This window comes from Pseudoclavibacter sp. CFCC 13611, from assembly GCF_008831225.1.
Taxonomy (GTDB): domain Bacteria; phylum Actinomycetota; class Actinomycetes; order Actinomycetales; family Microbacteriaceae; genus Pseudoclavibacter_A.
Genome location: NZ_WBKE01000001.1, coordinates 746,666 through 761,275, shown reverse-complemented (window position 1 = coordinate 761,275; position 14,610 = coordinate 746,666). Strand labels below are relative to the sequence as shown.

Annotated in this window: 10 protein-coding genes; 2 read left to right on the top strand and 8 right to left on the bottom strand. The window is 65.9% G+C overall.

The window, feature by feature from the left end; genetic code table 11:
* Positions 1-31 precede the first annotated feature (31 nt).
* The 5 genes from F8O08_RS03335 to gatC all read right to left on the bottom strand — a co-directional run bounded on the left by F8O08_RS03335 (position 32) and on the right by gatC (position 4,951).
* Entirely contained in the window at positions 32-814 is a 783-nt protein-coding gene (locus tag F8O08_RS03335) for an L-threonylcarbamoyladenylate synthase (protein WP_158042530.1), read from the bottom strand.
* Positions 815-885: 71 nt separating this feature from the next.
* Entirely contained in the window at positions 886-1,467 is a 582-nt protein-coding gene (locus F8O08_RS03330) for an NUDIX hydrolase (RefSeq protein ID WP_158038265.1), read from the bottom strand.
* Positions 1,464-2,960 (bottom strand): Asp-tRNA(Asn)/Glu-tRNA(Gln) amidotransferase subunit GatB, encoded by a 1,497-nt coding sequence (gatB, locus tag F8O08_RS03325; protein ID WP_158042529.1) that lies wholly within the window; start codon positions 2,958-2,960, stop codon positions 1,464-1,466. The genes F8O08_RS03330 and gatB overlap by 4 nt, the downstream gene beginning before the upstream one ends.
* Positions 2,957-4,537: an Asp-tRNA(Asn)/Glu-tRNA(Gln) amidotransferase subunit GatA gene (gene gatA / locus F8O08_RS03320; protein WP_158042528.1), complete on the bottom strand. Its 1,581-nt coding sequence runs from the start codon at positions 4,535-4,537 to the stop codon at positions 2,957-2,959. Before gatA ends, gatB begins: the two co-directional genes overlap by 4 nt.
* Before the next feature lie 120 nt (positions 4,538-4,657).
* Complete coding sequence (gene gatC / locus F8O08_RS03315) at positions 4,658-4,951, bottom strand: Asp-tRNA(Asn)/Glu-tRNA(Gln) amidotransferase subunit GatC (RefSeq protein ID WP_158031053.1); 294 nt, start codon at positions 4,949-4,951, stop codon at positions 4,658-4,660.
* 123 nt (positions 4,952-5,074) lie between these two features.
* Here gatC and F8O08_RS03310 point away from each other — a divergent pair, with 123 nt between their 5' ends.
* The gene (locus tag F8O08_RS03310; RefSeq protein WP_225733550.1) at positions 5,075-6,571 is read left to right on the top strand and encodes a sugar porter family MFS transporter; all 1,497 of its coding nucleotides are present in this window, start codon (positions 5,075-5,077) and stop codon (positions 6,569-6,571) included.
* Between the two features lie 12 nt (positions 6,572-6,583).
* On the opposite strand, the gene F8O08_RS03305 is transcribed toward F8O08_RS03310, so the two are convergent.
* From F8O08_RS03305 to F8O08_RS03295, 3 genes are read right to left on the bottom strand one after another with little or no spacing between them, the layout of a single operon-like run.
* Positions 6,584-7,630, bottom strand: coding sequence for a hemolysin family protein (locus F8O08_RS03305; RefSeq protein ID WP_158031052.1), 1,047 nt, complete (start codon positions 7,628-7,630; stop codon positions 6,584-6,586).
* A complete protein-coding gene (locus F8O08_RS03300; RefSeq protein ID WP_158042526.1) occupies positions 7,627-8,979 on the bottom strand; it encodes a hemolysin family protein in 1,353 nt (450 codons plus the stop codon). The genes F8O08_RS03305 and F8O08_RS03300 overlap by 4 nt, the downstream gene beginning before the upstream one ends.
* 8 nt (positions 8,980-8,987) lie before the next feature.
* Positions 8,988-10,427 (bottom strand): GuaB1 family IMP dehydrogenase-related protein, encoded by a 1,440-nt coding sequence (locus tag F8O08_RS03295; RefSeq protein ID WP_158031051.1) that lies wholly within the window; start codon positions 10,425-10,427, stop codon positions 8,988-8,990.
* A 172-nt stretch (positions 10,428-10,599) separates the two neighbouring features.
* On the opposite strand from F8O08_RS03295, the gene F8O08_RS03290 reads away from it, so the two are divergent.
* The gene (locus F8O08_RS03290; RefSeq protein ID WP_158042525.1) at positions 10,600-14,493 is read left to right on the top strand and encodes a multifunctional oxoglutarate decarboxylase/oxoglutarate dehydrogenase thiamine pyrophosphate-binding subunit/dihydrolipoyllysine-residue succinyltransferase subunit; all 3,894 of its coding nucleotides are present in this window, start codon (positions 10,600-10,602) and stop codon (positions 14,491-14,493) included.
* Positions 14,494-14,610: the final 117 nt, after the last annotated feature.

The following is a 14,610-nucleotide window of genomic DNA, read 5'->3' as shown; positions in this document are numbered from 1 at the left end:
GGCGGGCCTTCGGCGGCTGGGCGTCAGCGAATCAGTAGTATTCGCCCTGACGGAAGTTCCAGCTGTTGAAGTGCTTCGAGAGAATCGACAGAATGCGATCCAGGTAGAGGCCCTTGCGAATCAGCGTCGGGCAGGGGGTGATCGAGCGGTCGCCATGCTGCTCGGGCACGATCTTGCCCTCTGCATCGACCATCGACACCATGACGCCCTGCTCGTAGCGGGTCTCTTCGGTCTCGTTCGGCTGAATCGACTTCACGTAGTCGTTGGCCTCGATGATGAGGTCGGCGCTGTCGTGAATGCGATCGCCGATGCCGTCGACCTTGCCGCGGTTACCCTTGCCAGACGGGTTCGCCGAGCTGGCGAAGGCGAGCTTGCCCTGCTCCCACAGCGCGGCCGCGAGGTTCTCGCCCGGCGTACCGAAGCGGATGACGAAGCAACTGGTGCCGCGCACGTCGCGTGCCAGCTCACGAGCGTGCTCGTCGGGGATGAACTCGAGAGCGTCTTCGCGCCACGGCAGGATGCAGCCCATCAGGATGTCTTCATCCCAGTGCTGCTGGTAGTAGGCCTCGATCTCAGGGGTGAGCTGTGCGAGACGCTTCAGCTGCTCCATCGACCCGCAGAGCACGACACCCGGCTTGTTGCGGTTGCGCTGCTTGGCCTCGAACTTGCGCTCGAGCCCTTTGCCGTCAGAGGTCATGATGATGTAGCCGACCTTGGTCGGGCTCACGATCATGCCGCCGTCGCCGAGAAGGATGTCAAGCCCCTCCTGCTGCACGCCGCCGTTCCAGTGGATGGTTTTGGTCTCGTTGCTCATCTCGCCTTCATTCCTGCTCTCGGGATCCGTGCTGTGCACGGCCACTCATCTTACCGCGGTGTCTGCCGCGCTCACTCGCCGGTGACGTGCTCGCCCTCGCCGACCCAGGCACGCAGTTCGTCGACGCCGTCGAAGCGCGACAACGCTTTGCGGTGCCCATACGGCGTGTGCGCGAAGTAGTCGGCGTACGGTTCGAGCTGCACCTCGATCTGCTCCCCCGCATCGAGGTTCTGCTCGACGACGTCGATCACCCCGGTCGCCACGAAGACGTGCACGAACCACTCGATCTTCATCTCGGGCTGCCGCACCTCGAGCAGACGCCAGTTGCGAAACGCGTATCCGGTCTCTTCTCGCATCTCCCGCTTGGCCGCATCCAGCACCGAGGCATCCTCGGGCTCGACGCCGCCGGCCGCGACGCCGCCCATGCGCACCACGCCGTTGGGCTGGTGCTCGTTCTCGGTGATCACGTTGCCGTCATCGTCGATGCCGATGACCACGACGGTGTCAGCGCGGCGCAGCATCTCGAAGGTGGCCGTCGACCCGTCGAAGAGCGTCTGCGGCCACTGATACGTGTCGAAGATCACTCCGCGAAAGACGAGCTCGGCCTGCTGCGGAATCAGGTGGGCGCTCTGCGGCAGCCAGCGTTCGGTCACTGCTGTGCACGCTCCAAGATCAGCTCGCGCACACGCTTGGCGTCTGCCTGGCCGTGCATGGCCTTCATGACCGCCCCGATGATCGCACCGGCCGCCTGCACCTTGCCGTCTCTGATCTTGGCGAGCACATCGGGCTGAGCCGCGAGGGCTTCGTCGATCGCCGTGGTGAGCGCCGAGTCGTCTGAGACGACCGCCAGACCGCGCTTGTCCACGACCTCGCGGGGGCTGCCCTCGCCGGCCAGCACGCCCTCCAGCACCTGGCGCGCCAAGCGGTCGGTCAGGGTGCCCTCGTTGATCAGGGCATCGATCTCGGCGACGTCCTCGGGCGTGACGCTCAGGTCGGCCACCTGCTGCTCGAGTGCGTTGGCGATGCGGCTGATCTCGCCCGTCCACCATTTGCGTGCGGATGCCGCAGTGGCGCCCGCCTCGACCGTCGCCTCGACCTGGTCGAGCAGACCGGCGTTGATGATGTCCTGGAACTCGCGAGAGCCGAGGCCCCACTGCTCTTTGAGGCGCCGACGACGGATCACCGGCTGCTCGGGCAGCGTGGCGCGCAGCTCTTCGACCCGTTCGGCAGGCGTCACCACCGGCAGCAGGTCGGGCTCGGGCATGTAGCGGTAGTCGTCGGCGTCGCTCTTGATTCGACCCGAGATCGTGACGCCGCTGGCCTCCTGCCAGTGCCGGGTCTCCTGCGTGATGGTGCCTCCGGCGCTGAGCACGGCGGCCTGACGCTGAATCTCGTAGCGCACCGCCCGCTCGACCGAGCGCAGCGAGTTGATGTTCTTCGTCTCGGTGCGAGTGCCGAGCTTCTCCTGCCCGCGGGGGCGGATGCTGACGTTCGCGTCACAGCGGATCGAACCTTGGTCCATGCGTGCGTCAGAGATTCCGAGCGCCTTGACCATGTCCCGGATGGCGGCGACGTAGTCGCGGCCGATCTCAGGCGCGCGCTCTTCGGTGCCCATGATCGGCATCGTCACGATCTCGACCAGCGGCACGCCCGCGCGGTTGTAGTCGACCAGCGACGAGGTCGCACCCTGGATGCGCCCCGAGCCGCCCTGATGGGTCAGCTTGCCGGCGTCTTCTTCCATGTGCGCACGCTCGATCGGAATGTGCACCACAGTGCCGTCTTCGAGCTCGACCTCGACCGACCCCTCGTAGGCGATGGGTTCGTCGAACTGCGAGATCTGGTAGGCCTTGGGCAGGTCGGGGTAGAAATACTGCTTGCGCGAGAAGCGGCAGACCTCGGCGATGCTGCAGCCCAGCGCGAGCCCCAGACGGATGCTGTCGGTGATGGCCTGTTCGTTGACCGTCGGCAGCGTGCCGGGCAGGCCAAGGCACAGGGGCGTGACGTTGGTGTTAGCGCCGTCGCCGAACTCGTTGGGAGCCCAGCTGAACATCTTGGTCTTGGTGTTGAGTTCGACGTGCACCTCGAAGCCGAGCACGGGCTCGTAGAGTTTGATGGCCTCGTCGTAGTCGAGCAGTTCGTCGCTCATCGTGCCGCTCCTTCTGAATCGTGAGCCGTGGCATCCGTCGCGGTGCCGCCCTGGGCTCCTGAACGCACTGCCAGCTGCGGAGCCTGATCGATGATCGGGCCGCCCCACTGCTGCTCGAGCAGCGTCTCGACCGCACCGGCGAACTCGTAGAGACGAGCGTCTTCGAATGCCGGAGCGAAGGTCTGCAGACCGACCGGCAGACCGTCTTCGGCGGCGAGCCCGATGGGCTGGCTGATCGCGGGGATGCCTGCGAGGTTCGCGGGGATCGTGGTGATGTCGGCGAGGTACATCGCGAGTGGATCCGACAGCTTGTCGCCCAGCGGGTAGGCGGTCGTCGGCGAAGTCGGCGAGATGAGCACGTCTGCCTCGTTGAAGGCCGCTTCGAAGTCACGCTGGATCAGCGTGCGCACCTTCTGCGCCTTGCCGTAGAACTGGTCGTAGTACCCGGCGCTCAGCGCGTAGGTGCCGAGCACGATGCGGCGCTTGACCTCGGGGCCGAAGCCGGCCTCACGAGTGGCGGCCATCATGTTCTCGACGGTGGGCTTGACGCCCTCGGGCAGCACGCGCAGACCGTAGCGCACGCCGTCGAACTTGGCGAGGTTGCTCGAGGCCTCGGCCGGCAGCACGAGGTAGTAGGCCGAGACTGCGTACTCGAAGTGCGGTGCCGAGACCTCGACGACCTCGGCGCCCTGTGCGGTGAGCAGGGCGACGGTCTCGTCGAAGCGGCTGCGCACGCCGGCCTGGAAGCCGGGCTGATTCAGCTCGCGGATGATGCCCACCCGCAGGCCCTTGAGCGATTCGCCGGTCTGCCCGCGACGTGCGGCTGCGGCGAACGAAGGCCATTCGGTGGTAAGGCTGGTGGAGTCTTTGGGGTCGTGCCCCTTGATGACGTCGTGGATGAGAGCGGTGTCGAGCACGTTGCGCGCGACCGGACCGATCTGGTCGAGCGAGGATGCCAGAGCGATCGCTCCCCATCGCGAGACGCCGCCGTAGGTGGGCTTCACACCCACGGTGCCAGTGAGTGCGGCAGGCTGGCGGATCGAGCCGCCGGTGTCGCTGCCGAGCGCCAGCGGAGCCTCGAACGCGGCCACGGCCGCAGCCGAGCCGCCGCCCGACCCTCCGGGGATGCGATCGAGCGACCACGGGTTGTGCGTCGGTCCGTATGCGGAGTGCTCTGTCGTCGACCCCATGGCGAACTCGTCCATGTTGGTCTTGCCGATGATCACGGTGTCATGCTGACGAAGGTGCTCGACGGCTGTGGCGTCGTATGGCGGGTTCCAGCCCTCGAGAATGCGCGAGCCCGATGTGGTGGGCTGCCCCTTCGTGGTGAGCACGTCTTTGACGGCCACCGGCACGCCCGCGAGCTGGCCCAGCTGCTCGCCGGCTGCTCGCCGCCGATCGACGTCGGCCGCGGTGGCAAGCGCCTCTTCGGTGTTGACGTGAAGGAAGGCGTGCACGTCTGCGTCGACGCCCTGGATGCGATCCAGGTGCGCCTGTGTCGCCTCGACGGAAGAGATCTCGCCGGCAGCAAGCTGCGCGGCGAGCTCTGAGGCTGGAAGTCTGGTCAGGTCGGTCATTTCATCCGTTTCTCTGCGGGCTGGTGATGCGCGCACATGCGACGATGCGTTCTGAGGTGTCGTCCGTGCGGCGAAAAGCTGGGTTCGGCCGGGTCGCGACGCGGCCTCGTCCGGAATGGGTCAGGCGCCGAGGATCGACGGCACGCGGAAAGAGTTGCCGTCGCGATCGGGGGCATCGGACAAGGCTTCGTCAGGGCTGAGCGTCTCGCCGACCACATCGGGGCGAAAGACGTTGGTCAGCGGAATCGGGTGACTCGTCGCCGGCACGTCGGGAGTGGCGACCTCATTGACCGACGCGACGGCCTCGAGAATCTGCTCGAGCTGCGGCGTCAGTTCGTCGAGTTCTGCTTCAGAGAGTGCGATGCGAGAGAGGCTCGCGAGATGAGCGACTTCGTCGCGGGAGATTTCAGCCATGCATACCAGTGTAGCCAGTTCGCCCGCCTGCGATCAGCGCGCCGCAGGAAGATGTGCCGGCAGCTCGACGGAGCGCTCCGTCGAATTGCCTCGCAGCGGGGGCGATCGTACAATGACGCACCAATGTCCCCCGATAATCTTCCTCCCGCATCCGATCACCATGTCTCGCCCTCGGAGCCCTCGTCGGCTTCCACGGTGCGAACGCCCGCCTCTCAGCCGGCAAACTCCGACAGAACCGCCGCGATGCCCGGCGGCTCGCCCGAGAAGAGGGTGCGCCTGATCGTCTTCATCGCCACGATGGGTGCGATCGGCTTCGGCTACGACACCGGCGTCATCAGCGGTGCGCTGCCGTTCCTCACGCTGCCGCAGAGCGAGGGCGGTCTCGCGCTCACACCCCTGCTCGAAGGCATCGTCACCTCGTCACTGGTGTTCGGCGCCGCTCTCGGCGCCGTCGTGGGCGGCAGACTCGCCGACGGCATCGGCCGACGCCGCTCGCTGCTGCTGCTCGCCGCGATCTTCGTGATCGGGTCGGTGGGCACCGCTCTGGCGCCCACGGTGACGGTCATGGTGATATTCCGCATCGTGCTGGGGCTCGCCGTCGGCGGCGCCTCCACAGTCGTGCCCATCTTCATCGGCGAGGTCGCGCCTCCGGACAAACGCGACCGTCTCGTCTCGCAGAACGAGCTGATGATCGTGACCGGTCAGCTGCTGGCCTACACGTTCAACGCGATCATCGCCGCGGTCAGCGACTCGCACGGCACCTGGCGCATCATGCTGATGATCTGCGCGATCCCTCCTGTGCTGCTCTTCGCAGGCATGCTCTTCGCGCCCGAGTCGCCGCGCTGGCTCGCTGCCAACGGGCAGCAGAAGCGCGCCTGGCGTGTGCTCCGGCTGCTGCGCCCGCGGCCGCAGGCGGCCAAAGAGGTGAAGGCCATCACCGCCTCGATCGAGATCGTCAAAGACGAGCCGAAGGCATCATGGCGCGATCTGAGAGTTCGATGGATTCGCCGGGTCGTGCTGATCGGCGTCGGCCTCGGCGCCGTGCTGCAGCTCTCCGGGGTGAACTCGGTGATGTACTTCGCCCCCACGATTCTGCGTGAGAGCGGGCTGGGCACGCAGGCCTCGCTGGTCGCTACCATCGGCAACGGGGTCATCGCCGTGATCGCCGTGCTGATCGGCATCAAGTCACTCACGCGACTGCCCCGACGCCGCATGCTCACCATCGGTCTGAGCGGCATCGTCTCAGCACATTTGCTGCTGGGGCTGGCCTTCCTGCTGCCCACGAGCTTCGCCCGCAGCATGCTGATCCTGGCCCTGATGATGGTCTTCCTCTTCTTCATCCAGTCGATGGTCGCCGTGGTCTACTGGCTGATGATGAGCGAGCTGTTCCCCCTGCGCATCCGTGGCTTCGCCGCCGGCATCGCCATCTGCATGCAGTGGGTGTTCAACGGCGCCGTCGCACTGCTCTTTCCGAGTCTGCTCGACGCGATCGGTGGCACGACGTTCTTCATCTTCGCCGCCGTCAACGTGCTCAGCCTGATCTTCGTGCTGACCGTCGTGCCCGAGACCTATGGTCGCTCGCTCGAGCAGATCGAACAGGATCTGCAGCGCACCGAGTGATGCGCTGCGGCGTCATTCGGCCGTTTCGTGCTGGGTGCCGTCGTGTACCTCGCCGACGAGCACTTCGATGATGTCTTCGAAGAACAGCACCCCGGTCACATGGCCGCTGCCGTCGGAGACCCGGGCGACGTGCGCGCCCTGCCGCTGCATGATCGTCAGTGCGTCTTCGAGTTCGGTGCCAGCGCTGATCGTGATCAGCGGCCGGATGCGATCGACCGGAATCGGCGAACGGTAGCGGTCGGCCGGCAGGTCGAGCACGTCTTTCAGATGCACGTAGCCGACGAGCGCACCCTGCGGCCCGCGGATGAGGAAGCGGGAGAAGCCGTCCTCCGCGACGGCGTCCTCGACGTCGTCGGGCGTCGCGCTCTGCGACAGGGTGCGCAGCTGGGCGGTCGGCACCGCGACATCCACCGCACGCTTCTCGGTGAACTCGAAGGTGTTGCCGAGCGTGCCCGCACGGTCGTCGAGCGTGCCCTCCTTCGTCGACTCGGCGACGATCGTGGCGACTTGGTCGAGGGTGAATGCGGTGCTCGCGGCGTGCTGTGGTTTGACCCCGAACACGATCAGCACCAGGTCGGCGCCCTTGTTGAGCGCCCAAATCACCGGTTTGAAGATCTTGTCGAAGCCGACCAGCGGCGTCGCCAGCAGCAGCACTGCGCGATCCGGAACCGAGAACGCGATGTTCTTCGGCACCATCTCGCCGAAGACCACGTGCAGGAACGACACCAGCACCAGCGTGATCACGAAGGCCACAGTGCCCGTGACCGCATCGTTGAGCCCGAGCCAGCCGAGCGGCACCTCGAGCAGGTGGTGAATGGCCGGCTCTGAGACGTTCAGAATCAGCAGCGAGCAGATGGTGATGCCCAGCTGAGTCGCCGCCAGCATGAGGGTGGCGTGCTCCATGGCCCACAACGCGGTCTTGGCTCGGCGGTTGCCTGCCTCGGCCAGCGGTTCGATCTGCGAACGGCGAGCGGTCACGACGGCGAACTCCGCGCCGACGAAGAAGGCATTGCCGAAGAGCAGCACGACCAACCAGAGAATTCCTGCCCAGTCATTCATCGTGCGTCACCGCCTTCCTGCGCGCGCTCGTGCGCAGCGGCGATCTCGACCAGCGGCGCCGGCGCGAAACGCACCCGGTCGACGCGGCGGCCGTCCATCACCGTGACGACGAACGTGCCGACTCCGGGCTCTTCGACGGCGTCGCCCGGTTGTGGGATGCGCCCCAGGCGTTCCATCACGAATCCGCCCAACGTGTCATATGCACTGCCTTCGGGAAAGCTCACCTGCACCTGTTCGGCCATCTCGTCTGCGCGCAGCAGACCGGGCAGCAGCCAGTTGCCGCTGCGAGTGCGCACCGCTCCCAGACTCAGTCGGTCGTGTTCGTCCGCCACCTCGCCCACCAGCTCTTCGACCAGGTCTTCGAGCGTCACGACTCCGGCGGTGCCGCCGTATTCGTCGACCACGACGGCCATCTGCAGACTGCGGCCGCGCAGTTCGCCCAACAGCGTGTCGAGTGACATCGTCTCTGGCACACGGGCGATCGGCACCATGAGCGCTTTGACCTTCACCTGACTGCGCTGGTCGCGTTCGATACCCACGGCCTGTTTCACATGTACGAGGCCGAGCACGTCATCGCCGTCGCGACCGATCACAGGAAACCGCGAGAAGCCCGTTCTGCGGGTCAGATCGATGACGTCCTGCGCGGTGTCGACGGCCTCCACGTGCTGCACGCTCGGCCGCGGGGTCATCACGTCACCGGCCGTCAGCTCTGAGAAGTCGAGCGTCTTGGTCAGCAGCGTCGCCGTCTGCGAGTCGAGGCTGCCGGCCAGCGCGGCGCGTTTGACCAGTGACGAGAGCTCCTCGGCGCTGCGTGCCGATGAGAGCTCCTCCTGCGGCTCGATGCCGAAGCCGTGCAGCACCAGGTTGCTGGTGTCGTTGAGCAGGATGACCGCTGGTTTGAAGATGGTGGTGAACACCAGCTGAAAGGGCACCACGATCCTGGCCACCACCATCGGTCGGGCCAGTGCGAAGTTCTTGGGCACCAGCTCGCCGAAGAGCATGGAGAGCACGGTCGCCACGATGACCGCGAGAATCGAGCTGATCGTGCCCGCCCAGGGCTCGGGCAGGTGCATCAGGTCGAATAGCGGCGCCATGAAGGATGACAGCGCCGGTTCGAGCGTATAGCCGGCGAGCAGCGTGGTCAGGGTGATTCCCAGCTGCGCGCTGGAGAGATGCGTGGCGGTCTGGCGCAGCGCACCGATGATGCGCTCGAGTCCTTTTTCACCGCGATCGCGACGTGCTTCGAGGTCAGCACGGTCGATGTTCACCAGGGTGAACTCGGCGGCCACGAACATGCCGGTTCCCAAGGTCAGCAGAATGCCGATCAGGAACAGGATGAGGTCGTTCAACGGATCGCTCACCAGCTCTCGGGGAGGGCACGGCCCTCTTCGTATCCGGCAGCCGACTGGATGCCGATGGTCGCGCGCTCGCGGAACTGGGCGAGATCGGCGGCACCGGCATACGTCGCGGCAGAGCGAACGCCTGCGGTGATCTGGTCGAGGATGTCTTCGGTCGACGGAGTGAGCGGATCGATGTAGAGCTTCGAGTCGCTGATGCCCTCAGAGAAGATCGACTTGCGAGCCTGCTCCAGCGGGGTGAGCTTCGCGAATCGGCCCGCGACCGCCTTCGAAGAGGCCATGCCGTAGTTGCGTTTGAAGAGACGCCCGGCCTCGTCACGCTCGACGACGCCCGGAGACTCGATGGTGCCGGCCAGCCAGGAGCCGATCATCACGGCGTTGGCTCCGGCGGCGAGCGCCAGCGCGACGTCGCGCGGGTAGCGCACTCCCCCGTCGGCCCAGACTCCGGCGCCGATCGAGCGAGCGGTCGTGGCGGCCTCGAGCACGGCTGAGAACTGTGGCCGACCGACCGAGGTCATCATGCGGGTGGTGCACATGGCCCCCGGTCCGACCCCGACTTTGACGATGTCGGCACCGGCGGCGACGAGATCTTCGACCCCCTGCGCGGTGACCACGTTGCCGGCGACCACGGCGTGGGTCTTCGAGACGCTGCGCACCGCTTCGAGCGCGTTGAGCATCTGTTTCTGGTGGCCGTGTGCGGTGTCGACCACGAGCACGTCGACACCGGCGGCGATGAACGCCTCGGCCCGACCCGCGACGTCGCCGTTGATGCCGATCGCCGCGGCCACCCGAAGGCGCCCCTGCGCATCGACGTTGGGGCGGTACACCGTCGAGCGCATCGCCTGCTTCTGGTTGACCGTGCCGAGCAGACGGTCACCGTCGAAGACGGCCGCGAGCTGGTGACCACGATCGTGGAGGGTGTTGAAAAGCGTTTCGGCGTCGGGTACTTCGCTCTGCTGCAGCACCGGCTGGTCGCCATGGACGAGGTCGCCGAGCCGAGCGTCGTCGAGTGCGCGAGAGAGCACCGTGGCAGACAGAACGCCGACGAACCCGCCTTGGGCATCCTGCACGACGAAGCCGTGCCCTTCTGCCGGAGGGAGCATCCGCTTCGCCTGGGCGACCTGCAGGTCGGCGTCGACCAGGAAAGGCGAGGCGAACCGAGACGAACGCTCTTTGACCCAGGCGACCGCATCGAGCAGAGACTGTTCGTCCATGTCTTGGGGCAGCACGCCGAGACCGCCGCGGCGTGCCAGAGAGGCGGCAAGCCGCGGGCCGGTGACGGCGTTCATGTTCGCGGCGACGATCGGCGTGGTCATTCCGGTGACGTCGTCGCTGGCCAGATCGACGCGCAGACGTGACCCGACCTCGCTGCGCGAGGGAATCAGGAAGACATCTGAATAGGTCAGATCGTATTGGGGCCGCGAATCATAGAAGCGCATGCAGTCAACGCTAGTGCATCGCTTTCGGTTGCTGGTGAGCTGCGGGCGCTGGTTCCACGCCCCGGCGATCGGTTCCAACATCTGTCGGAGAATCATCGACGTCGAATTCGGCCGTTCGGGGAATGCCGGTAGGGTTGTCTCGTCAGCATTTCGATGAAGAGAGGCGATTGTCTTGGCCACCAGCGGATCAGGCAGCTTCGACCCCCAGGAATTCGGGGCCAACCAATGGCTCGTCGAGCAGGTCTACGAGCAGTTTCAGAAAGACCCGGCTAGCGTCGATAAGGAATGGTTGCCCATTCTGCAGAACTATCGCCCCGACAGCGCGGTGAAACCCGCCACAGAGCAGCCGGCGCCCGCCAGCACCGGAGTCGAGCACGCGCCCTCGGGCGGTGCGCGTCTCTCCGACGGCACGACCGATGCACGTCTCGATCGGCAGGCGCAGCTGGCTCAGCAGGCCGAAGAAGACCTGCACAGCACGCCGCACCCCGGCCCTGTACCCCCGGTGCGCTCGACGCTGCCCACGGCGTCTCCGTTCCCGACCGCCTCGATTCCGATCGTCGGCGACCTGCCGGTGGCTCGCACTACGAACTTCGCCCCTGCGCCGAAGCCGATTCCCGCTGATCGCAACACGCAGCTGGCCAAGCCCGTCGGTGAGACTGCCGCAGAGCCCGACGCTCGCGAACCCGTGGTCACCCCGCTGCGTGGCATGCCCAAGGCGCTTGCCCGCAACATGGACGAGTCGCTGACCGTTCCCACCGCGACCAGCGTGCGCACGATCCCGGCGAAGATCCTCATCGACAACCGCATCGTGATCAACAACCATCTCAAGCGCTCGCTCGGCGGCAAAGTGTCGTTCACACAGATCATCGGCTGGGCGCTCGTCCAGGCGCTGAAGAGCTTCCCCAGCCAGAACGTCTACTACGACGTGGTCGACGGCAAGCCGTCGGTCGTGCAGCCCGCGCACATCAACCTCGGCATCGCCGTCGATGTGCCGAAGAAAGACGGCACTCGAGCGCTGCTGGTGCCCGGCATCAAGCAGACCGAAGAGATGGACTTCGAGCAGTTCATCACCGCCTACGACCAAGTGGTCGACAAAGCCCGTCACAACAAGCTGACCGCCGATGACTTCAGCGGCGTCACCATCTCGCTCACCAACCCCGGAGGCATCGGAACGGTGCACTCCGTGCCGCGCCTGATGAAGGGGCAGGGAACGATCATCGGCGCCGGCGCGCTCAACTACCCCGCTGAGTACTCCGGCGTGAGCGCCGAGACGATCGCCAAGCTGGGCATCTCGAAGGTCGTCACGCTGACCTCGACCTACGACCACCGCGTCATCCAGGGTGCCGGCTCCGGCCAGTTCCTCAAGATCGTGCACGAGCTGCTGCTCGGCGACCACGGCTTCTACGACGACATCTTCGAGTCGCTGCGGCTGCCCTACGAGCCGGTGCGGTGGGTGCCCGATGTGGCCATCAACTCGTCTGACGAGGTCGGCCGTGCCGCCCGCGTGCAGCAGCTGATCCACGCCTACCGGGTGCGAGGTCACCTGATCGCCAACATCGACCCGCTGGAGTACCACCAGCGCCGCCACCCCGACCTGGACATCCTGACGCACGGCCTGACGCACTGGGATCTCGACCGGTCGTTCGTGACCGGAGGCATCACCGGCGCTCCCACTGCCAAGCTGCGCGAGATCTTGGGTCAGCTGCGAGACAGCTACTGCCGCAATGTGGGCGTCGAGTACATGCATATTCAAGACCCCGAGCAGCGTGAGTGGCTGCAGGATCAGCTCGAACGCCCGTACTCCAAGCCCGGGCACGACACACAGCTGCACATCCTGAAGAAGCTCAACGAGGCCGAGGCTTTCGAGACCTTCCTGCAGACGAAGTTCGTCGGCCAGAAGCGCTTCTCGCTCGAAGGCAGCGAATCGCTCATCGCCCTGCTCGACGAGGTGCTGCAGCGCGCGGCCGACGAAGAGCTCGACGAGGTCGGCATCGGCATGGCCCACCGCGGCCGTCTGAACGTGCTGACGAACATCGCCGGCAAGACCTATGCGCAGGTGTTCCGCGAGTTCGAAGGCACCCAGCCGCAGCAGACCGGCTCGGGCGATGTGAAGTATCACCTCGGCACCGAAGGCGTGTTCACGAGTGAGCAGGAGCGTCAGGTCAAGGTGTATTTGGCCGCGAACCCCTCGCACCTCGAGGTGGTCAACACGGTGCTCGAAGGCATCGTGCGCGCCAAGCAGGACGCACAGCCGCACAAGACGTTCAATGTGCTGCCGATTCTGGTGCACGGCGACGCGGCCTTCGCCGGCCAGGGCTCGGTCTACGAGGCTCTGCAGATGTCGCAGCTGCGCGGATACCGCACCGGCGGCACCATCCACGTGATCGTCAACAACCAGATCGGTTTCACGACCAAGCCGTACGACGGTCGTTCGTCGGTCTACCCGACCGATGTCGGCCGTACGATCCAGGCGCCGATCTTCCATGTGAACGGCGATGACCCGGAGTCCGTCGTGCGCGTGGCCGAACTGGCCTTCCAGTACCGGCAGCGCTTCCACGGCGACGTGCTCATCGACATGGTCAGCTACCGTCGTCGCGGCCACAACGAGGGCGACGATCCGTCGATGACCCAGCCTCTGATGTACGGCATCATCGAGTCGAAGCGCTCGGTGCGTGCGCTCTACACCTCGGCGCTGATCGGTCGTGGCGACATCACGCAAGAGGAGTACGACAAGGCCGACGCCGACTTCCACGCGGAGCTCGAGCGCGCGTTCAACGAGACGCACGCCGCCCAGAAAGAGTCGTACGAGGAGTCGCTCGGCGCAGGCGGCCACACTGCGCGTGCGATCAACGACATCCAGCTGCCCGAGGCACAGCAGCACGAGGCTGCAGCGGCAGGCGGCACCTTCGAACGGGCCACCAGCATTCCGCAGGCCCTCGTCGAGCGCATCGGTGACGCCCACGTGGCGGTGCCTGAGGGTTTCACCGTGCATCGCAAGCTCAAGAAGGTGCTCGAGAAGCGCTTCGAGATGTCACGCAATGGCCATATCGACTGGGCGTTCGGCGAGCTGCTCGCCTTCGGTTCGCTGCTCGTGCAGGGTGTGCCGGTGCGCTTCACCGGTCAGGACTCCCGTCGCGGCACGTTCGTGCAGCGCCATGCGGTGCTGCACGATCAGAAGAACGGCCAGGAGTGGTTCCCACTGCTGAACCTCGCCAACGAGCAGGCCGGCTTCTGGATCTACGACTCACTTCTCAGCGAGTTCGCAGTCATGGCGTTCGAGTACGGCTACTCGGTCGAGAACACCAAAGCGCTGACGCTGTGGGAGGGCCAGTTCGGCGACTTCGCCAACGGCGCTCAGACCGTCATCGACGAGTTCATCAGCTCGGCTGAGCAGAAGTGGGGTCAGCGTTCAGGGCTCGTGCTGCTGCTGCCGCACGGTTACGAGGGTCAGGGCCCTGACCATTCGTCGGCACGTATCGAACGGTACCTGTCGCTTGCCGCGCAGGAGAACTTGATCGTGGCCCAGCCTTCGACGCCGGCCTCGCACTTCCATCTGCTGCGCCGTCAGGCGTTCAGCCGGCCACAGCATCCGCTGATCGTGATCACCCCGAAGTCGATGCTGCGTCTGAAGACGGCGGTGAGCCCAGTCGAAGACTTCACGCACGGCCAGTTCGAGCCGGTGCTCGACGAGACCCGTTCAATCGACAAGAATGCGGTACGTCGCGTCGTCGTGGTCAGCGGCCGTCTCTACTGGGAGATGCTGGCCGCGCTGCAGAAGTCAGGTGACACCACGGTCGCACTGGTTCGTCTTGAGCAGTACTACCCGCTGCCTGAGGCAGAGCTTCGGCGGGTGCTCGCACAGTATCCGAACGCCGAACTCGTCTTCGCGCAGGACGAGCCCGAAAACCAGGGTGCCTGGCCGTTCCTCGCACTGCACATGCCGAAAGCCGTGGGCGACCGAGAGGTGCAGGTCGTCTCGCGCGAGGCCGCGGCTTCGCCTGCGACCGGCTCGCAGTTCAGGCACAAGCAGCAGGAAGCAGACCTGATCGAGCGCGCCTTCGGCTGATCGTCGCCGCAGACGTGAAGAGGCCCGGCCGGAGAAAATCTCCGGCCGGGCCTCTTCACGTTGTGCGATCGTCGCGGCGGGCCGTCAGCGAAGCCGACGCAGCCGACGACCTGAGCG